This window comes from Nocardia sp. NPDC050793 (assembly GCF_040654065.1).
Taxonomy (GTDB): Bacteria; Actinomycetota; Actinomycetes; order Mycobacteriales; family Mycobacteriaceae; genus Nocardia.
In genome coordinates this window covers 85,286-105,230 of the sequence record NZ_JBFAHG010000009.1, presented here as the reverse complement: position 1 = coordinate 105,230, position 19,945 = coordinate 85,286, and the positions used below count along the sequence as shown (strand labels likewise).

Sequence of the window (19,945 nt, the reverse complement as noted above, 5' to 3'; positions counted from 1 at the left end):
CCTCACTACAATTGATATTTTGGGCGATGTCACGCATACGTCGTATGGCTGCCCAATACGTTTCCTCCAGTACGGTGCACGTTTCTCGCACTCTGCGCTGAATGTCCTGATCGATATCTAGTGGGAGTGGAATCCGGTCGTGAAGTCTCAAATTCTTGTCGAGGTTATCGATCTGATCTCTGAATACGTGCAAGGTTTCAAGTCTAATTCGCTCCAACTCGGAAAGTTCTGTGTGAATTTTGCTATGGTTGGCTTGAATAATTGACTCTGTCGATTGCAGGTGGTCGAGATGTTCTTGGTAACTGATCATCGAATCCCCGTTGCCAGAAGTTCCCTGATCCTCGCCTCGGTACCCACCTTGGGGCTTATCATCAAGTTTTGGCGGGAGCGTGGATCCAGGCGCTAGGGTGTCTACCCAGATCTGGAGAACGTAGCTGGTGTAATCAATCAGACCTTTGAGATCGGGCGATGCCCCCCGGGGAATCGGGAGTGCTATGGTCCAATAGCGATCGATAACTTTGCTCATTGTACCCTCTGGCGTTAGTTGTTCGAATATGCGCCGAGTGTGAATGATGATCAGCTTCTGAGTATATAGTTCGAGCGCCAACGCTACTCGCTCGTGTCCCCAATTTTGAGAAGCCCGGAAGATCCGGATTATGGTGGGGACCAAGCCATCGACAGCGTGTCAGTTGGTGACGGACGCAGTCTGGACGATGGGAGTGGAACGCCATGGTCGATATCGACGATCCGGATCGGGTTCGTGCCGCGGCGGCGACGTTCGAGGAAGCTGTGACGACAGCAATCTGGCAGGCCGTGGAAACCGTACGGAAGCTGTCCATCTCGGGTGGATCTCCGCAGTCGCAACTCGAACGTGAACTGGCTTCGGTCCTTCGTGCCGGCCTGACCACGGTGGAGGTTGCGGCGCAGGGGCACCAGTCCGGTGTGGCAGCGACGGCGCTGGGTGTACGGGCGGCGGTAGATGCACTGGTTGCTGCAGATTCCGCCGCCGCTGCGAGTATTCAACTGCAGCAGTCGATCTGACCCGCCCGCGGTGGTGGTACGACGATCCAGCCGCAACCGAAGGGAGCCGCGTGGCAGACGATGCGGGTGCGGGTGACCAGGGTCCGTACTGGCAGGCAATCGTCGGGGATGCCTGGCCCACAATCGATCCGGCGCTGTGGAACGAGCTGGCGACCTTCGCGAGTCAGGGCGCGTCGATGCTGGATGCGCAGGCCGCCGAGAACGCCTACCAGGTCTTCCATTCGACGGTCCGTGAGAGCGTGCTGTTGCGTGAGCTCGAGGATCAGATGCTGGGCCAGCGCCTGTATCCTCAGGCATACCGGGACGTCCTAACCCATTGTGGGCGATTTCTCGAGGAATGCGCGAATTTGTTCCGCCAGATCCGAAATAGGATTACCGACATCGTCGATCGTACGAGAACTAAGATTTCCGGGTTCGACAAGGCCGACGTCGACTATCGAGACAAGGTTGCCGGAGCTGTCGATGCCGCGCGCGGTGAAGTGGAGGAGCTGGTCAGCTCTGCGCTGTCCCAGCTTCCTCACCTCGCCCCCGAGGCCTTGCTCACCTCCCTGCCCGGCGGATCGGGCGTAACACCGGGTCCAGTGACCGGGCCATCGTTGATGCCCTGGGCGCAGGGCGACGGCCAGCTCGGTGGGGCTTCCACCACGACGGGGGTCACACCGAGTCCGACAGGAGGACCGGTCATGGCGAGTCTTTACCACTCGCCCTACTGGCAGAGTGAAAGCGAGAGTGGTCCACACATAGGGGCTGGTGTGCCCGCGTCGATTTCGCCACGGACGCCCAGCGAGGTTCATGGTGGGCCGACAGACAGCGGATCGGGAGGAGTTCCCGCAACGTCAGGACCCGCTCCTGCCGCGCCGATTGACGGATCTGCTGGGAACCGCATCGGTTCGGCTCCGAGCGCGGACATTGCCGACACAACCAGGAGCACAGGCGATTTCCCTTCGTCGTTCGCGTATGCGGTGACCGCGGGCACCGGGATGGAGCTCGGGCCTGTGCCGCTGGCGACAGGTGTGGCGGGTGGGGATGGCAGGGCCGGGTCCGGCCCCGTAACCGCCCGAACCGGTGCGGTCGTCGGCCAGTCGACCGCACCCGCGGTGGCGTCGGGTTCCGGAGGTGGGGTCACGTCGTCGCCGCGACGTCCTGCCACTTTCGCGCCGTTCAGCGGGGTGCGAATGGCGCCTTCCGGGCCTGGAGGGTCCGCTGTTGGGCATCCTCGTGGTCAGGCTGACCCGCCCGCACCCGAACCGGCGAACCCAGCGAGTAGCGATGAGCTGATTCGGGCAGCTGTCGGCGGTGTGATGATCACGGCCGCGGCGCCATCGTTCGTGGTCGGCGACGAGATCGACGGCGACTTGGCTCTCGCACGGACCATATTGAGCGGGGTGCTCGCGGCGACTGGAGAACCGGTGATCGGCCCGAGCTGGGCTGTGTCGATCATGCGTCACCAAAGCGGGATCAGCGCGTTCGTGACTTCGACCGAAGGCCGCGGATGGCTTCCGGCCGGCCTGTATTTGCCGCGCGAGATGTCGACACCGTGGGTCTGGTCTCAGTGGAATGATGTTGCGTCGGAGAATGTCTCGGACCCCGCGAGAATATTGGCGGAGTTCGGTATCGGCTGGGGTGCGAAGCGTGGCGCCCGCATGTCCGCGCTGGCCTCGTCAGCGGTGATCGTGGACTCGATGCGGCGCCAGTTGGGCGATGTATCGGTGGTGGGCGAGGTGACGCCCGCGTCGGTGCTGGATCTCAGCCGGCCTGCACCCGGGTTGGTCGATCGCCTTGGCCTGTTGGCGTCGTCACGGCTGTTGGACCAGGTCGCGGGCGTACCCGACGAGGGCATCGAGATGCGATGCGTCGAGTTGGCGTGCGACGCGCACACCCGAGTAGGCATCGAGCGGAAGTCCTCGAGTGAGCTGTTCGGTGTCCCGGAGGTGCGGGCGCGAATCCTGTCGACGATCCGACAAGGGCAGCGGGTGTCCGAGGAGCGGTGGTCGGAGCTGCGTGACGCTGACGATCTGCTGGCGGCATCAATGCCGACGCGGCGGGCTGATGTGGCACGGATACCATTGGGCCAGTTGCGGTCTGAGGATGCCGCGGGACGTCGACCCGGTTCCGGCGTGTCGGATGCGGAGCTGAGCAGAGCGATGGGGTTCGAACGGCGATGCGATGAACTGGCGCTGCTGCTGGCTGAAGAGCCGGACAGGCAATGTCTCCGTGACGCCGTGTATGCCTACGGGCACATCGCGGATAGCATACGCCGCCAAGGACTTTCAGTGACGAGTTAGGCCTGTTCCCATGGTAGGGAGTGCCGGACAATGAATTGGCCCAGCAGTAAAGAAGGAGTGATCGGACGTGGCGGACCGGCTGGACATCGATCCTGAACTGCTGCGCCGGTTGGCGAACGAGCACAATAACCACGCGAACGACATCCGGAAGTGGGCAGAACCGCCACACGAATGGTTGGACAAGTTTCTGGACAACTACGGCACGATCGCAAAAGACGTGAAAAAGGCGCTGGACGGATACTACGACGCGCGGCAGCGTGCCGGATACGCTCTGGCTGACGAGCACGACTACACCGCGGATTCCTTGCGCGCCTCTGCCGCTGCCTTCGAACACGTCGATGCCGACAGCGGCGCGCAGATCCGGCAAGCCGGACAGCCGTTTGACCCGACCCCGTCCTCATTGTCGGGGAACCCGCCAGGTGGTTCGCACTTCGGCGAGCCTGCTGATTCGGCGACCGGGGGCCGCAGTGCCGGCCCGGGCGCAACGCCTCCCTTGAACCCGGTAGCCGACAACGGCTCTTCGTCACACGCTGGTGGCAGTGGCCCACAGCCGGGTAACCAGGGGCCATCCGGCACGATCAGCGGACCGGTGCAAGATCCCGGGCCTGTACTGCCGGGCGGTGGAGCCGGATCGATAGATGATCGTAACTCAGGAGCAATGCACTCCGGCGCGGCAGCGCGGTCCGATTCGGCCCCGGCCTTCGTGCCGACTCCCTTCGCGGCAGCGGTTGCGGCGGCCAAGGACAAGGCGACCGGTGCGGGCTATGTAGTGGGCGACGAGGTGAACGACGACCTGGTTCTCGCGCGAACACTCCTGGGTGCAGTGCTGGCCGCGGTCGACGGGTCGGTGGTCGGTCTTTCCTGGGCGGTCGCGGTAATGCGCGGCCCATCCGGGACAGGTGTGTTCATAACCTCCAACGAGGGCCGCGGCTGGTTGCCTGCCGGGTTGTTCCTGCCGCACGAGGTGTCCACGCCGTGGCTGTGGGACGAGGTTCTCGGCGCCGATGACGGAGACGGGCGTGCTAGCGTGCGCTGGGAGGGGATCTCGGATCCGGCCCGAATCCTGGTGGAGTTCGCTGAGATGTGGGGGCCGCTGGCCGATGCCCGGCTTTCGGCGTTGGCATCCTCGGGCCCGATCGATTCGAGCCTGCGCGCTCGCCTGGACGAGGTGGCCGTAGCTGGGATGGTCGGTCCTACCTTCGATATAGATCTGCGGGTTCCGGCGTCCGGCACCGCGGACCGGCTCAGAGTGGCAGGTTCCGCTCCAGCGCTGGAAAATGCTGCGGCGGTGGAGGACTCACGCCTGCGCCAGAAATGCATCGAACTCGCGGTGCAGGCGCATGAGCGCCTGGGTCAGGGCCCGCCCGCAGCTGCTGAGGCACGAATCATGCGGGAACGCATCCTCGCTGTGATCCAGGCCGGTGAGCAGGTGCCCTCCTCGTGGTGGGAGGAACTGCGTGATGCCGATCATTTGTTGGCGGCTGCCATGGTGCCGCGCCGGGCCGATGTGGGCCGGGTGGAACTCGGCCAACTCCGCGCCGATTCCGCTGATCCGGTCCTGAGCCAACTGGTGTTCGAACGCCGATGCGACGAGCTGGTTCTGCTGTTGGAAGGTGAGCAGACCAGACAGCACCTACGCGACGCGACCTACGCACACGACCAGATCGTTCGACACCCGATATTCGCCGCGGCCCCGGTGCAGGTGTCGGTGGGCGACACACGGCAGGTCGGCGGCGCGGCATCCAGCGGCGGCGTGGTCATTGCGCCGTCGGACACGGTTCCGCCCCCGATTGCGGTCGCGGATCGTGACGTGACCGGACCGCGCCGTACAGACGCTTGACCCAGGGGCGTTCGTAGGCGAGGGGACGCTGTTGCCTGTCAGCAGATTCTCTGTGGATTTCAAATTGGATGAACCACCTCAACCGCGAAGGAGATTGCCGCCATGCGGCCACGACCGTCGCGAACAGCCAGTTCGGTGGCGGCACGTGCTGATTGGATATCTACCGCAACGGGGTGCTGGGGGTCCGACGTGACGGTTCCCGCCGTCTCTTCAACGATGGTCAACGTCAACGTCACGAGTCCAGCGACGACCTCTATCACCTCGGGCGATCTGATCACGCTGCAGGCGCGTGCCGGGTCGATAAGAACGGCCGCGGTTCCGTGCCGTCGCAGGCGAATCCGCCACCGTTCCGCTCGAGCCAGACCAGCATCGCCTCCGCGGTGTTCAGCACGAAGTCGAGCTCGTAGTCGAAGATGCGCCGCAGCTCGTCGGACACAGTGAAGGTCAGCGTTACGAGCCGGCGCTCATCGCACCCGCCAGCGCAGCACCGGATCCACGGGCATCGATGCGGTGCGGTCGAGCAGCTGCTGGTCGAGCCACACCGTGACGACAGACCGCATGAGAGCCGCGCCGCGAGCCGGATCGATAGTGCCGCACAGGTCGACGCCGCATCCGAACGCGGGCAAGTCGGTGCCGCTGTAGTGCCCGGCGTCCGCGATCGTCGCGATCACCGCTCTCGTGGCAGCCCAGGATGCGTGCAGCGTCGCGCCGGACGCGAGCAGCAGAACCGGCCGGTCGACGTCGGGCGCCGCGTTGGTGCCGTCCCACCTGGCCGGCCCGTCGAGCACTACGCCGATGCGGATCCGGGGATCGGCGGCCATGGCCGACACCGTGGTCTGCCCGCCGTAGCTATGGCCCGCCATCGCCACCCGACCAAGGTCGATGCTGTCGCCGACGATGGGCAGCGTCGGGAGCCGGTCGAGCACCAGGCGGGCGTCGGCGGCGCGGATGTCGAACGCCTGCTGCAAGAATGCCGTGTCGCTGGCGTCCGGCGGTGATCCGGCTTGCACGCGCCCACCTACTTCGACGGCCGGTGCTTCTCCAGCGTGGTCGATGGCCACCACGACGTATCCGCGTGAGGCCAGCTCCATCAGCAGGCCGGAGGCGAGCCAGCGCGGCGTGCCCAGCCCGGGCGACCAGATCACCACCGGCAGACCGTTATCGGCGACGGGCGCGCCCTCGGCTACCGGCAGGACGGCGGCGGTCATCGCCGGGGCGGCGGTTGGGGTTCGCAGCCACAGCGCCGCCTGCCCGGCCAGCTGGACTCGTGCCGTGGCCGAGGACGCCGGAATGTACGGCGCTACACCGGTGACGGCGGTCGGGTACCAGACCGACACGGGAATCGCACGAGCCCCCGCTGCGAGAGTCACCTCGACGCGGCCAACCATGGCCTGTCCGGTCGGCGCTGGTATCGGCGAGGTCTCCGCACGGGCTGTGCTGGCCGCCCAAGCCGCGCCGGTGCACAGCAGCGTCGCGGTGGCGAGGGCGACGGTGATACGCCGGGTTATCGCGGTAGCCCTCACCGGGCCGCCGAGGCAAGGACGATCTGCTCGAGTAGTGCGGCGAGCGCAGCCTTACGGGTGGGGTGCCCCTTGCCGCTGCCGCCTTCGAAGGTGTTCCACCGGGCCGCGCCGTCGCCGTCCTCACGCCAGGCCGCATGCCATCGGCAGCCGCCGTGGCAGTTGCCGCGCCATTCGCGGGCGTCTCCGACCCAGCCGACGAAGCGGCCCCCCGGGTCGCGGTACGGCAACGACGTCTGGGTGAAGACGCGCGCCAGAAAACCGACCTCCTGCTCGCCATCCCACAATTCAGCGGCAGCGGGCACGATTTCCAACGGGCTGCGTTGAAGGCGTCGCATGGACGTAGCGTGGCAGGATTCCAGCAAACATCCAGCTCTGGGAAGAACTTTGGGATTTAGCCCTTGCCCCCTGAGTCGGGCGGCCCAGCAGGCTGCAACACGACGGGAGTCGCCAAGGTGTGCCGAACATCACCGTGCCGCCGCCGTGCAGCTTCTCGTCGGTTGCGGGTCAGTCGGATCGCGGGCTTGGTTGTACGGTGGTCATCGGACCATCGCCAGACGCCGTCCGCTCGGGGCGATCTCGTCAAGCCATTCGAGGACGCCCGGCCAGCCCCGCGTGCAGCTGCTGCAGGAGTGGCCCGGCATGGTCGGCTGATTCGTAGTGCAAGTTTCCTGCAATTCGACGGTGTCTCGCCGCGCTCCGTCCCAGCCGTGAGAAGACGGCAGAATGAGGTGGTTCAGGAGGGCTGGATGGATCCGAGAAAAAATGGAGGGTTGCAAATATGGAGTCGGAATCGGACAGAACGTCACTTGTGACCCTCTCTATACCCAGTGGCGCGTCCTCGAAGGTTGTTAAAGCGATTATCGAAGCCGAAGCCGATATCCAGGACGGGCTGCGACATCTGAGTAACTCCAGGATTGGCGGAAAGCCGCCACCACCGATTTTCAGTTCTGAATTCTACGATGGCGGAGCTCGCGATCTGTTCCATATGTCGGGATCGCTTTCCGGCGACACCACGACTTCATATGAGTCGGGTGTGGCCATCTTAGGTGTCGAACAAATTAAGTTTGCTGCTCTCGACCAAGAAGTTAACCGGCATATTATCGAGCTCGCCGATCTGATCGATATTTCTATCCAGCAGATTCGATATGCCGGCGGAGACTTCAACTCCAAATTGATGTCCCGTGAATACAACTTGTATCCCAGATTGTCGGCGACTCAGGAGTATGAAGTTTTGACACTTTTGTATATGTGCCATTCCGGGTTCCGTGCAGCATATTGTATTGTGGTCGATGCATCGGCGGCTGTGGCGAGTAAACTAGGCACTTTGGCGAATGATATAAACCCTGACGTCTAGAGTGTGTCTCCACCCATGGGAGACTCGCGCTAGCTGCCCGTCGCCGCGGGTTGATCCTCTTTCTCGACATCTCCCGACTTATCGGATTGACCCTCCTTGTCCTCGTCGGCTTTGCCAGTGGCGCTCTCACCTTTCTGTTCTTCTTTCTCGTCTGGCTTTTTGTCCTTGACCGGATCATTTGCGGAAGTGCCGTCACCCTTGTCCTTGTCCTTGTCTGAGTCATCCTGATCCTTATCTTTTGTGAATGCCTCGATGAGTTGCGGAGCTTGCATCGCAATCATTGCAGCCAAGGGGGCAAGGCCTGATATAAGGCCTTCGATACCTCCGCCCCCGCCTCCGCCGGCATTCGCGGCAGGGTTGACGGTATTGGCGATCTCGGCGCTACCATTCTGAAGTTGTGCCCAGTCATCGACCAGATTCAAGCCACCGTTAACGGCCTCGTCCACAACCTTCAGCGCCTGGTCGAGCCAAGTCAGGATATTTTTGTCTGTGTCTGCGGACGTTTTACCGTTGCCAACCTTCTTAAGGTTCTCATTGAGCGTGTTTACGGTGCCCTCGATGGACTCGAGTATCAATTCGTTCTGATCGGAGACGATGACTGCTGTCTTAAGAGTAGTTTCGTCGAGCGTCCTGATGGTTGCGGTACGGTTCTTCAAACGTTCTACAATCCATTGGTGCTGGTCGGCGGTGGTGCTCAAGTCCAGGCTTTCAAAATCGGGTAGCTCCAGTGCCTTCGCGAAAGCTTGGGGAGTTCCAGGGGTCCCGGATCCGAGCATGTTGACCAATGCTTGAATCTTGGCCTCAACGGCTGGGATAAGAGCCTTCAACACCTCATGCGCGCCACCTGGAACGTGCAAGCTGATAATTGGTCCGGATCGCCGCCTCGTCCCCGGCTGTGTCTGCCCAGTATTGGAGGAAACCATCGCTCTCCTAGTCATTCCGCTGCACATCGCCTCCTGAAGGCGCCCTTCATTGTCTCTCCTTCTCGATATTGGGAAGGGGGGATTTGCGCTGTTGGGGACGATTGTAAACAGCGGTTCCGAATCGGAAAGGTGGTCGGATGTGAGTGAATGTGAGTCGGTCTGATGACGCAGGCACTGCTGGGAGATGTGCACGCGGTTTTGCGTTCGCTCTACGGTGTATATGGAGGGGGTGGGTCGGCGGCCGGGCCGGGTGTGTTGCCTACGATGGGGCGGCTGGACATGCAGGCGTCCCTCGGATCGATATCGGCTGGTTACGACCAGTCGTTGGGTTGGCATGCGGCGACGGCTGATGCGCACGGCGGGCACGACAGTGTGATTCACTCCGTGGTCGGGCGCTCGGGGTTGGATCTCATGCGCGGGCGAAATCGGTTGGGCGACATCATCGCCGGATTCGAGTCACGAGCGCAGACATTGGCATCGCTCGGGGTCTCCCGGTTCACGATGCCAGCGCTCCTGTCCACCGCGCAGGCGGCCATCGATACCGCGACGAATCGGGTGAACTCCGATCTGAATGCGGTTCGCGCGCAGGCCGCTGAAATCGTGCCCCCGGTGCTGCCGACGCCGGTGCGTCGGCAGCACCGGGTATCGGGCCGTCCGCGCCGGACGTCGCGGGCGGCGCGCCGGCTGAGAAGCCGGACGGTGAGAGATCTCCCAAATGGTGTTCAAGCGGTAGAGGCTGCGGCCGATTGGCTTGACACGCCGTATGTTTGGGGTGGAGGCGGATGGGATAGAAGTGGGCGTCGTGGGCCGAGCGGCGGCGGATTCGATTGCTCGGGGTTGACGCAATACGCGATCGCCGAGGCGACACACGGCGAGGTGGTATTGCCGCGTACAACCTACGATCAAATCCATAGCGGTGTCTGGGTGTCCATGGCGGATGTGCGCCCTGGTGATCTGGTATTCCCAGCCGGTTCGTGGGGTGCGAGGGGGCCGGAGCATGTTCAGCTAGCGGCCGGCAACGGTTTGGTTATCGAGGCCCCGTACTCGGGATCGACGGTGAAATGGTCCCGTATGCCCAAAGATGCTGTTGTGGTCCGGGTAATCGGATCCGATCGAGACGCGTAGTAATCGAATCCGTGCGTGTCGTCTGTCAGCCGTCCAGCGATAGCTCGTTTCCAGGAATGGGTGGCGGCTGCGACTATGGTCAACTTTGGTTTTTCGGGTCCGTCCTTCCCGTCGCTGGGAAGAGCTCACCTGTGCTGCAACGTAATTCCGGCTTATCGTTCGCTACGACCAGATCGGCGAAAGGGTAGCCCGAGTGTCAGCGGCCGAGGAAGCGTTCTATACAGGAGTTCAGTGCTTGGGGCTGGTCGCCGGAGGGATACGCAACCAGGAGCATGCGTCGGCGGCGTTTCGGGCAGCGACCGATCTCGATCCGGACATGTGCGATGCGTGGCTAGGTCGGGCGATGGCGGGAGAGGTCACCAGCGAAGTGATCTACGGCGCGTATCGGTCGGTGCACAATCTCTATAGGGATCAGCAGCGGGCGGGGCTGGCTGATCGCTCGCTGTGGTGTCAGGTCGAAGTCGGTGTGTACGGGCTGCGCATCGCTATGTCCGATCGTGACCAGATCGCGCTTGCGCAAGCGTGCTCATATGCCGCAGGTGGGGAATGGCACGAAGCGGCCGCGATTCTCGACGACGTCCGCAGCGATGAGGTCGCGGATTTCGTGCGTCTATCACTGTATTTCCGGACTGGCCGCTGGCCCGAGGTGATCGCGGCTCGGACCGAGCATCCGGTTCTCGAGGACAGCCTGCTCGATATCGCCGCCGAGCTCATGGCCGCGCAGTCGCTGGCGCATCTGGGGCGGTTCGGCGAGTCGATGCCGCGTGCCCAGCGTGTCGTGGAGGACAGCTCGTCGGGCAACCGATCGTATCTGTGGGCGGATGCGCACTTCCTGGTCGGAATGTTGTTGCGGCAGAAAGGGGACTCGGATGCCGCTGATCGGGTCCTCGCCGGTTTGCAAGGATCGAGTCTGTGGTCGGAGCGCCCGGAATGGCAGCGGGCGGTGCGGGATCGGTCGTATCGATTAGCGGTGACCACACCCGAGGTGATCGGTTCCCGCGCCGATCTGTGGGATCCGAGGTCCGGCGACGATCCGGTCGAGGTGGCGGCGCGAACGGCGACCGAGACACGTAGCCGGTTGCTGGCCGAAGCGTCCGAGCTGCTCGACGCGCAGATCGGGATGGCGTCGGTCAAGGAGCAGGTGGATCGACTGCGTTCGGGGGTGCAGATGGATCAGGTACGTGTCCGCCGCGGGTTGGCGGTGGAATCCCGCTCGCGCCACCTGATCTTCTCCGGTCCGCCGGGCACCGGTAAGACGACGATCGCGCGTGTGATCGCCAAGATCTTCGCGGGACTGGGGGTCACCCAGAATGCCGACGTGATCGAGGCTTCGCGCAACGACATGGTCGGCACCCACCTCGGTCAGACGGCGCCGAAAACCAACGGGTTGATCGATTCAGCCCTGGGCGGGGTGCTGTTCATCGATGAGGCCTATACCTTGATCCAGGAGGGTTTGTCCGGCGGTGACGCCTTCGGCAAGGAAGCCGTCGACACACTGCTGGCCCGAATGGAGAACGATCGCGACAAACTAGTGGTGATCATCGCCGGCTACGAAGAAGAGATCGACCGCTTCTTGGCCTCCAACGATGGACTCGCGTCCCGCTTCACCAAGCGGATCCGGTTCGCCAGCTACGAGGCCGGCGAACTGGTGCAGATCGCGGAGCATGTGGCGCGCAACAAGGACTCGCGGCTATCGGAGGAAGCTCGCGTTGTATTGCTCGAACGTTGTGAACACATGGTCGGTCAGCACCGCAATGGTCGCCGCCTCATCGACCTGGCCGGAAACGGCCGATTCGTTCGCAATGTCATCGAAGCCGCTGAAGCGGAACGCGACTATCGTTTCACCAAGACCACGGTCGATATCGCGACGCTCACCGACGAAGAGCTGATGGTGATCGACGCCGCGGACATCACTGCGGCACTGGTGGGATCGACGCCGTTCGCAGCGGGGTGAGCGATGGCACGTTTCCGGGTCGTAACGAAACACCAGATATCAGGCTGGCGGTTCCTGCAGCGCCGAATCGAGCACGCCTTGGTGCGGCGGGATGTGTCGATGCGCGACGACCCACAGCAGGGCCGGTCCACCGCCCTCATGATCGGGTTGGCACTCGCGTGTGTCGGCGTTGTCGGCGCCGCGGTGCTCGCATTCTTCAAACCGGCAAAATTGGTCGGGAACGCCCGCATTGTCTCGGAGAAGGACAGCGGCGCACTCTATGTGCGACTGGGCGGTCGGCTGCATCCGGCTCTGAATCTGACTTCTGCCCGGCTGATCGTCGGAGCAGCCGAGAATCCGGTTCGAGTGTCGCGGGAAGAGCTGGCGAAATATCCGCGCGGACCGTGGGTGGGTATCCCGGGTGCACCTGGTCAGATCGTCGACTCCGGCGACCGTGATTCCTCGTGGACAGTTTGTGATCAAGCCAAGCCGGGAGCACCCCTCGATCCAGCGACCGGGCTCCCGTCGGCCGCGTTATCGCCGGTGCGGACCACGGTTATCGGCGGTCCGCTCGTCGTCGACGGCGCCACGGTGGGTGAGCTCACTGGCGCCGCGGCCCGACTGCTGCGCGATGACACCACCACGTGGCTGGTGTACCGGGACAGCGAGAGGGGGGTGGTTCGAGCTTCCGTCAGCCTGGGAAATTCAGCGGTCACGATGGCTCTCGGAATCGACTCCACCGCACCGGTTCTCGCTGTGTCGAAGGGATTCATCAACGCGATCCCCGAGGCACCGCCGCTGCGGGTGCCTGACGTGCCTGGCGCCGGTGAACCGGTCACTTTGGCGTCGGGTCCGGAGGTTGCCGTCGGTTCGGTGCTGACGGTACCTGCGATCGACATCGACCGGGGAGCAGCATACTACCTGGTGTCACGCTCGGGTGTGGTGCGGATCAGTAGCGTCGTCGCGGCGATGGTTCGCAACGCCAGCTCCCAGGGGACGGTATCGGCGCGAACCGTAGGCCCGGACGTGATCGCGGCGAATCTGCGCTCGGGCACGTGGCCAGGCACCGCCTCGTTCCCGACCGACCCGATCCGGTTGGTCGACCCGGTTCGGATCGGGGTGACCTGTTACCGCTGGGCGCGCGGTAGCGGTGACTCTGCTTCTGCCACTGTGCTTTTGGCAGGTAGCAGGCTGCCGTTGCCGGAGACGGCGCTCACGCAGACCGTCAGTCTGGTCACCGCCCCGGCCTCTCGCGGCGCCACCGCCGACGCGGTGTATCTGCCGCGAAACACCGGCAGGTTCGTGCAGGTGACTGGGACCGAACCGGATTCACCGCGCCGGGAATCGCTGTTCTGGATCTCCGACAGCGGTGTCCGCTACGGCATCGACGCCAATCCGGCGGAGCGCAGCGATCCCACCCTGACCGCGCTGAACCTGCGTAACCCGGTGGTTGCGCCGTGGAGCATCGTGTCGCTGTTCGCGGTCGGCCCCACGCTGTCCCAACGCGATGCCCGAATTCAACACGACGGGATACCTGTGAATGGGTCGGCACGAGGTCTCGACGGCACACCCTGATGACCACTATTCGTCGATTCGTCCGCCCGGCTCGCCCGGCCAGCGGGCCGAAAGCCCCCGCGGTCACCGAGCTGCGGCTGCAACCACCGACAGAACTGCCCAAACCGGTGCCGCCGTCGAAACTACGAATGATCCTGCCGGTGGTAATGGTGTCGGCCACCATCGGTATGACGGTGATGATGTTCCGCGGCGGCATGGCGACGTCGCCGATGGCGATGTTCTTTCCGATCATGATGCTGGTTTCGGTATTCGGCATGATGGGGGGTGCGCTGGGCGGCAATTCGGCTGGCGCGTCGGCCGCGGGTCTCAACGAGGAGCGCAAGGACTACCTGCGCAGCCTCATCGACAACCGCAAGTCGGTACACGAAGCCGAAGTCGCGTTGTACGAGTACCTGCAACACATCCACCCCGGGCCCGCCGCAGTCGGCCGGTTGATCGGTGGCAAGCGCATGTGGGAAGTCCAGGTTGCCAGCCCGCAGTTTCTTCGGCTCCGGGTCGGGCGCGGGCGCATCGCCAATCAGGTGCGGGTGGTTACGCCCGAGGCCGCACCCACTGCGGACCTGGATCCCGTTGGCGTTGTGGAACTTACACGCTTCGCGAAGGCATACTCCACAGTCGGTGGCATGCCGGTGGCTATCAACATGCTCTCGGCCCCACAAGTGTGTTTCGACGGCGACCCGAACGCTGTGGCTGCGCTGGTGCGGGCGATCGTCGCCGAGGCAGTGGTCCTGCATGGCCCCGACCAGGTGGCAGTAGCCGCGGTACTGCCGGAACCAGATACACCGGACTGGGCGTGGCTCAAATGGCTTCCGCATGTCCAACACCCCAGCGACACCGATGCGATCGGTTCGGACCGGATGGTATACGGCAGCGTCGGTGAACTGCGCGCGAAGGTGCTGACTGGGCTCAATCGCGGTCCGTTCTCCGCCAACAGCGAACCTGCCCAGGACCGAAAGCACTTCCTGCTCATCGTCGACGGAGGCGGAGCGGCCGCCGAACGCGATATCTCCGGGATCGACGGTTGCACATGGATCCGTCTCGGCCCGGTGGACCACGCACTGCCCCGGGCATTGTCGTTCACGGTCGAATCCGACCGCGCGCTCAAAGAGATCACCACTCGCGGCGTCCGCCACATCGGTACAGCGGATGTCTTATCGGTTGCCGCCATGACCGCTCTGGCGCATCGGATTTCGCCGTATCGGCTGACCACCTTGGTCGAGGCCGTGGCGGCCGAGCACGCCAGCGGTGGTACGACATGGGAAGAGATGGTCGGCATCTCCGATCCGGGGGACGTCACGTCCGCCCGACAGTGGCCACGGCGACGCGACAGCGACCGGGCGCGCCTGAACATCCCGTTCGGCTACGACCCTGCCGGCGGCGTGGTCTATCTGGATATCAAAGAGTCCGCCGAGGACGGCATGGGACCGCACGGAATGTGCATCGGCGCAACCGGATCCGGCAAATCGGAGTTCCTGCGGACGCTGGTGCTATCGGCGGTCGCGACACATTCCCCCGACTCGCTGAACCTGCTGCTGGTCGATTTCAAAGGCGGCGCCACATTCCTCGGATTCGATCGCCTCTCACATGTGACGGCCGTGGTCACCAACATGGAGGAAGAAGCCGATCTGGTCACCCGTATGGAGGACGTGATCAACGGCGAGATGGCACGACGGCAACGAATTCTGCGTGATACCGGCAACTTCGCCAACGTCGCCGACTACGAGCGCGCTCGCGAGCAGGGCGCCGACTTCGCACCGTTGCCGACACTGTTCATCATCCTCGACGAATTCGCCGAGTTGCTGGAGCAGTACCCGGACTTCGCGAAGCTGTTCGTGGCCATTGGGCGGCTCGGGCGCTCGCTCCGTATCCATCTGCTGCTGTCGTCACAGAAGGTGCCGATGAACCGGATGGGTGAGCTGGAAGCGCACCTGTCCTACCGGGTTGCCCTGCGTACCAACCAGACCAGCGATTCCCGCGACGCGATCGGCACCGCCGACGCCTACCACCTGCCCAAGAAACCAGGCTCGGGATACCTTCGGGTCGGTTCCGGTGATCTGCAACGCTTCCAGGTCGCCTACGTAGGCGACCCTTACAGCGCGCCGGCGACCGCCGCGACGGCAACCGCGCAGAGCCGGGCACGGCGTGCCGGCGGCGGCTACCGGCCACCGCAGCTGTTCACCTGCACGTCGATCACCGATGCCCGTATGGTCCGGCCGCCGGAACCTGCCCCCGCGGAGCCGGAGTCGCCCGACGCCGAACCGATCACCGTCATGGAGACAGTACTGGGTAGACTTGCCGGGCACGGTCGACCGGCGCACCGAATGTGGTTGCCGCCGCTGAACATTCCACCGACGCTCGATCAGTTGACCGCCACGGTGGCACCCGGGTCGCTGCGGGTACCGATGGCGGTTCAGGACCGCCCTCGTCAGCAACGCCAGGATGTGTGGTCGGCCGACCTGTCGGCGGCCGGGGGGCATCTGGCGATCGTCGGTGGCACGCAATCCGGCAAATCGACGGCGCTGCAGACCTTCATCCTCTCTGCGGCATTGACGCACACTCCCGAGCAGGTGCAGTTCTATTGCATCGACTTCTCCGGCGGCGCGCTATCGGCTATGCGGGATCTACCACATGTCGGTTCGGTGGCCACGGCCAGAGAGGGTGACCGCATTCGGCGCACTATCGCCCTGATCACCGGTCTGATCGAAAGCCGACAGGCACTATTTGCGGAGTTCGGCATCGACACTACGCGCAAGTTCCGTGCTCTGCGCAACTCCGGCGAGAAGCCGCCCTGGGACGCACGTGACCCGTTCGGCGACGTGTTCCTGGTCATCGATGGCTGGGACATCGGCTTCGCTACATCTGGGCCCTATTTCGACGAGTACTCCGCGGTCATGGAATCGATTGCGCTGCAGGGCCTCAACTTCGGAGTGCACTTGGTACTGACCAGTTCGCGATGGTTGGCAATCCGGCCGGCGATCAAGGACATGCTGCAGACCCGGCTCGAGATGCGGCTCGGTGACCTCACCGATACAGTCTTCACCACCAACCGCGCTGTGGTGGCGGCGATTCCGGCAAATCGCCCCGGGCGCTGCATCTCCTCCGACGCGCTGCACATGCTCACCGCGTTGCCGCGCACCGACGGCAACGGCGACACCGAATCCGCCGCCGAGGGCTTAGCCGCTGCATGCGCGCAGGTGCGCGAACGCTACGCCGGACGGCGGGCCCCGGAGGTGAAACTGCTGCCGTCGCAGATCAGCCTCTCCGACATTCGCATCGCATACCCACTGCCACACACCATCGCCGAGCGGCTGGTCGTTCCGTTCGGAGTCCGAGAATCGGACCTTGGGCCTGCGGCAATCGATTTCGGCGTCTCCACGCACTTCCTGGTCCTCGGGTCGTCTGGGTGTGGGAAGTCGGCGGTGCTCGCGGCACTGCTGGAATCGATTCGCACTCAGTTCAACGCCGACCAGGCCCGGGTGCTGCTCATCGACTACCGCCGTCGACACATCGAGTCCGTGCCCGCGGAGATGCTGATCGGGCACCTGACCAATGAGCGGGATGTTCAAGAGGCGTTGCCGGCACTGGTGGCGAAGATCCGAACCCGTCGTCCGCCGGACACAGTGACCAGCCGTCAGTTGGCCGAGCGGTCGTGGTGGAGCGGACCGGAAGTGTTCGTCCTCATCGACGACTATCACATGGTCGCCCAGCGCGGCATGTTGAATCCACTCGATCCGATCAAGGAGCTCCTGGTCGATGGCCGCGACACCGGTCTGCATGTTGTCGCCGCTCGCAATATCGCCCAGGCCGACACCGCTCTCTACGACAACGTGCTCGGACAGATGAAGAATCTGAACTCCGCGGGACTGATCATGGATGGCTCCAAACTCGACGGCATGCTCATCGGGGACGTCCGGCCCACCAAGCAGCCGCCCGGGCGGGGAATCTTCGTCGAGCCGATGAATTCCCGTAAGGACCTGGTGCAGGTCGCATGGTCGCCACCGCAGATCTGACCGCGCGATTCGGATTTTGGCAGGAACGAGGGGCGTGCCGGAACTCGGATCCCAACCTGTTCTTTCATCCGGACGGTGAGCGAGGGCTGGCGCGTGTGACACGGGTATTCAACGCGAAACAGGTGTGTCAGACCTGTGAGGTGATGGACACGTGTCGAGCGTATTCCCTGGCAGCCAAGGAGCCGTTCGGCATCTGGGGTGGCATGTCAGAAGATGAGCGGCAGCTGCACCTGAACTCGGGGACCTAGGAATTCCACATGAGGGAAGTCGCCGCACGATCGTTCCGCCCGACGGCTGTGCCTGCCCACCGCCGCCGATCGGCGGGTTCCGGCCAGGACCACTGACCGGGGAGTGCCTGGTAGGCAAGGCTCGACACCGCGACGTTTGCCGGTCGGGAAAAGGGCTCCGCGGATCACCTGCGAGCGCGGGCCCTTTGCGGTAGGTTTCCCAATTCTGGGAAGCCGCTCGCAATTGTGGCGGCATTGTGCTGGAGTGCGCGAAGAGTGGACGACATGGCTGATCCGTGTGTTGCCAATGACGATACGTGCGACGAACCGGATCGGGTGGGGACAAACGCGGCGACGACCGACCTTACCCGGATCTTCCGGGAGGAGTGGGCAGGCGTTGTCGCGACGCTCGCGCGGCGACTCGACGGCGATCTGGAAGCAGCCGAGGACGCCGTCCAAGAGGCACTGGTCGCTGCTGCCCGAACCTGGCCCCGCGACGGTGTGCCATCCCGACCTGGCGCGTGGCTCAACGTCACCGCGTGGCGCAAAGCTGTTGACCGGATCCGCCACGACCGTCTGCTTACCGAGCACAGCGATGACCTCTCACGCGCCGCAGAGGTGGCCGATGACCGGCGGTTTGGGCCTCGAACGCTTGTCGAGGACGACCTGCTGCAGCTGATCTTCACCTGCTGCGATCCCGCACTGCCTCTGGACGCCCGCATCGCCTTGACACTGCGATTCGTCGCGGGTTTGACCACTCGGGAGATTGCACACGCCTTCCTGGTACCCGAACCGACCTTGGGGCAGCGTCTGGTGCGGGCGAAGCGGAAGATCCGCCGAGGTGAGGTCGCGTTCACAGTGCCGGACGGAGCGGAGCTGGAGGCTCGGCTACCCGGTGTGCTCAGCGTTGTGTACCTGGTGTTCAACGAGGGGTATGCCGCCACCGGTGGCGTCGAACTTGTGCGCGGTGACCTGTGTGACGAGGCGATCTGGCTCGGATCCTTGCTGCACCGGCTGTTGCCGAACGACCCCGAAATCGCCGGGCTACTCGCGCTCATGCAGCTGCATCACGCGCGAGCCGCGACCCGTAAGGACTCCGACGGACGCCCACTGCCCCTCAGTGAACAGGATCGGTCGCGATGGGATCGCTCGGTGATCGATCAGTCGTCCGCACTGCTCGATTCGGCCCTCGAGCACGGGCGCCCCGGTGCCTACCAGATCCAGGCTGCTATCGCGGCAGTGCACGCCCAGGCACCGAGTTTCGAGCAGACCGATTGGGTCCAGATCAGTGCGTTGTACAGCGAGCTCGCTCGCGTATTGCCCTCGCCTGTCGTAGAGATCAACCGAGCCGTCGCTGTGGGGATGGCCGAGGGCCCGAGTGCCGGCCTAGCGCTTCTGGAACCAATCCTTGCCTCGGATACGATGGCCGACTACGCACCGCTGCATTCCGCGCATGCCAACTTGCTTGATCGGCTTGGGGAGACGGCAGCGGCCAACACAGCCTGGCGGCAGGCGCTCGCCGCTACGCGCAATGACGCTCTACACACCGAGCTTTCTCGCAGAATCAGCGAGGACCCGTTGTAACTACGCTACGAGCCTGCTGCTGAGCGCGTGTTACTCAACTGACCGTGTTGCGGGCCCGGTCTGATCTATCACCCTGACCCTAGCCGCACTGACGGGCGTGTGGTTTGCACACGACCCAACCGTTGCCGTCGGGGCGAGCGGCTGCGGTCCAGGTTTGGGAACCGCTGCTGCCGGATGTCGCTGTGCCGATCGAGGTTTCGGGTGCGTTCAGATGCCGGTAGTACTCGCGTTGGTTATCGCGGTGCTCGGCTTCCATCCGAGGGTCCAGGTCGGTGTGGTGGAAGCCGAACCGATCGATGTGGTGCCACCCGGTGGTGTCGCTTGGGGTGCGGTCCGCGGGTTCGGCGGCCGCCTGGGTGGTAGCGATCGCGAGAGCGCCGATCACGGCGGCTGTCGCCGCGAAGGTCTTCGCGGCGATTGTGGACACGGTGGCCATTGGAAACCTCTTCACCTCGAATGCGTCACTATTTAATGTGCCGCTATATAGCGTCACACTAAAGGACGTTTTGTTCTGTTGCTCGGCGA

At 63.9% G+C, this 19,945-nt stretch carries 16 protein-coding genes and 1 pseudogene; 11 read left to right on the top strand and 6 right to left on the bottom strand.

Going from position 1 to position 19,945, the window contains the following annotated elements; translation table 11 throughout:
* The first annotated feature begins 729 nt into the window (after positions 1–729).
* The 4 genes and pseudogenes from AB0H50_RS27410 to AB0H50_RS27395 all read left to right on the top strand — a co-directional run bounded on the left by AB0H50_RS27410 (position 730) and on the right by AB0H50_RS27395 (position 5,166).
* Positions 730–1,041, top strand: a complete 312-nt coding sequence (locus tag AB0H50_RS27410) for a hypothetical protein (protein ID WP_357457891.1) — start codon at positions 730–732, stop codon at positions 1,039–1,041.
* A gap of 50 nt (positions 1,042–1,091) precedes the next feature.
* Complete coding sequence (locus tag AB0H50_RS27405; RefSeq protein WP_357457889.1) at positions 1,092–3,326, top strand: hypothetical protein; 2,235 nt, start codon at positions 1,092–1,094, stop codon at positions 3,324–3,326.
* 67 nt (positions 3,327–3,393) lie between these two features.
* A pseudogene (locus AB0H50_RS27400) lies at positions 3,394–3,678 on the top strand (type VII secretion target); the annotation flags it as partial.
* Positions 3,679–3,984: 306 nt separating this feature from the next.
* A complete protein-coding gene (locus tag AB0H50_RS27395; protein ID WP_357458364.1) occupies positions 3,985–5,166 on the top strand; it encodes a hypothetical protein in 1,182 nt (393 codons plus the stop codon).
* Positions 5,167–5,225: 59 nt separating this feature from the next.
* Here AB0H50_RS27395 and AB0H50_RS27390 read toward each other — a convergent pair whose 3' ends face one another.
* From AB0H50_RS27390 to AB0H50_RS27375, 4 genes are read right to left on the bottom strand one after another with little or no spacing between them, the layout of a single operon-like run.
* Positions 5,226–5,396 (bottom strand): hypothetical protein, encoded by a 171-nt coding sequence (locus AB0H50_RS27390; RefSeq protein ID WP_357457886.1) that lies wholly within the window; start codon positions 5,394–5,396, stop codon positions 5,226–5,228.
* 44 nt (positions 5,397–5,440) lie between these two features.
* Positions 5,441–5,602, bottom strand: coding sequence for a hypothetical protein (locus tag AB0H50_RS27385; protein WP_357457884.1), 162 nt, complete (start codon positions 5,600–5,602; stop codon positions 5,441–5,443).
* A gap of 28 nt (positions 5,603–5,630) precedes the next feature.
* Positions 5,631–6,689, bottom strand: coding sequence for a hypothetical protein (locus tag AB0H50_RS27380; protein ID WP_357457881.1), 1,059 nt, complete (start codon positions 6,687–6,689; stop codon positions 5,631–5,633).
* A complete protein-coding gene (locus tag AB0H50_RS27375; RefSeq protein WP_357457879.1) occupies positions 6,686–7,024 on the bottom strand; it encodes a hypothetical protein in 339 nt (112 codons plus the stop codon). Before AB0H50_RS27375 ends, AB0H50_RS27380 begins: the two co-directional genes overlap by 4 nt.
* 443 nt (positions 7,025–7,467) lie before the next feature.
* Between AB0H50_RS27375 and AB0H50_RS27370 the strand changes: the two genes are divergently transcribed.
* A complete protein-coding gene (locus tag AB0H50_RS27370; protein WP_357457876.1) occupies positions 7,468–8,043 on the top strand; it encodes a hypothetical protein in 576 nt (191 codons plus the stop codon).
* 29 nt (positions 8,044–8,072) lie between these two features.
* Here AB0H50_RS27370 and AB0H50_RS27365 read toward each other — a convergent pair whose 3' ends face one another.
* On the bottom strand, positions 8,073–8,966 hold the full coding sequence (locus AB0H50_RS27365; RefSeq protein WP_357457874.1) for a hypothetical protein: 894 nt from the start codon (positions 8,964–8,966) through the stop codon (positions 8,073–8,075).
* Positions 8,967–9,128: 162 nt separating this feature from the next.
* On the opposite strand from AB0H50_RS27365, the gene AB0H50_RS27360 reads away from it, so the two are divergent.
* The 6 genes from AB0H50_RS27360 (at position 9,129) to AB0H50_RS27335 (ending at position 19,420) form a co-directional block, all read left to right on the top strand.
* Positions 9,129–10,091 carry an NlpC/P60 family protein gene (locus tag AB0H50_RS27360; protein ID WP_357457872.1) on the top strand — a complete coding sequence of 321 codons (963 nt, stop codon included), beginning with the start codon at positions 9,129–9,131 and terminating at the stop codon, positions 10,089–10,091.
* A gap of 193 nt (positions 10,092–10,284) precedes the next feature.
* On the top strand, positions 10,285–12,045 hold the full coding sequence (gene eccA / locus AB0H50_RS27355; protein WP_357457870.1) for a type VII secretion AAA-ATPase EccA: 1,761 nt from the start codon (positions 10,285–10,287) through the stop codon (positions 12,043–12,045).
* A 3-nt stretch (positions 12,046–12,048) separates the two neighbouring features.
* Positions 12,049–13,599, top strand: a complete 1,551-nt coding sequence (gene eccB / locus AB0H50_RS27350; protein ID WP_357457867.1) for a type VII secretion protein EccB — start codon at positions 12,049–12,051, stop codon at positions 13,597–13,599.
* Entirely contained in the window at positions 13,599–17,609 is a 4,011-nt protein-coding gene (gene eccCa / locus AB0H50_RS27345) for a type VII secretion protein EccCa (protein ID WP_357457864.1), read from the top strand. The genes eccB and eccCa overlap by 1 nt, the downstream gene beginning before the upstream one ends.
* The gene (locus AB0H50_RS27340) at positions 17,588–17,857 is read left to right on the top strand and encodes a WhiB family transcriptional regulator (protein WP_357457861.1); all 270 of its coding nucleotides are present in this window, start codon (positions 17,588–17,590) and stop codon (positions 17,855–17,857) included. The genes eccCa and AB0H50_RS27340 overlap by 22 nt, the downstream gene beginning before the upstream one ends.
* Before the next feature lie 264 nt (positions 17,858–18,121).
* The gene (locus AB0H50_RS27335) at positions 18,122–19,420 is read left to right on the top strand and encodes a sigma-70 family RNA polymerase sigma factor (RefSeq protein WP_357458340.1); all 1,299 of its coding nucleotides are present in this window, start codon (positions 18,122–18,124) and stop codon (positions 19,418–19,420) included.
* Between the two features lie 79 nt (positions 19,421–19,499).
* Here the strand turns inward: AB0H50_RS27335 and AB0H50_RS27330 are convergent, their stop codons facing one another.
* A complete protein-coding gene (locus AB0H50_RS27330) occupies positions 19,500–19,847 on the bottom strand; it encodes a hypothetical protein (protein ID WP_357457858.1) in 348 nt (115 codons plus the stop codon).
* Positions 19,848–19,945 lie beyond the last annotated feature (98 nt).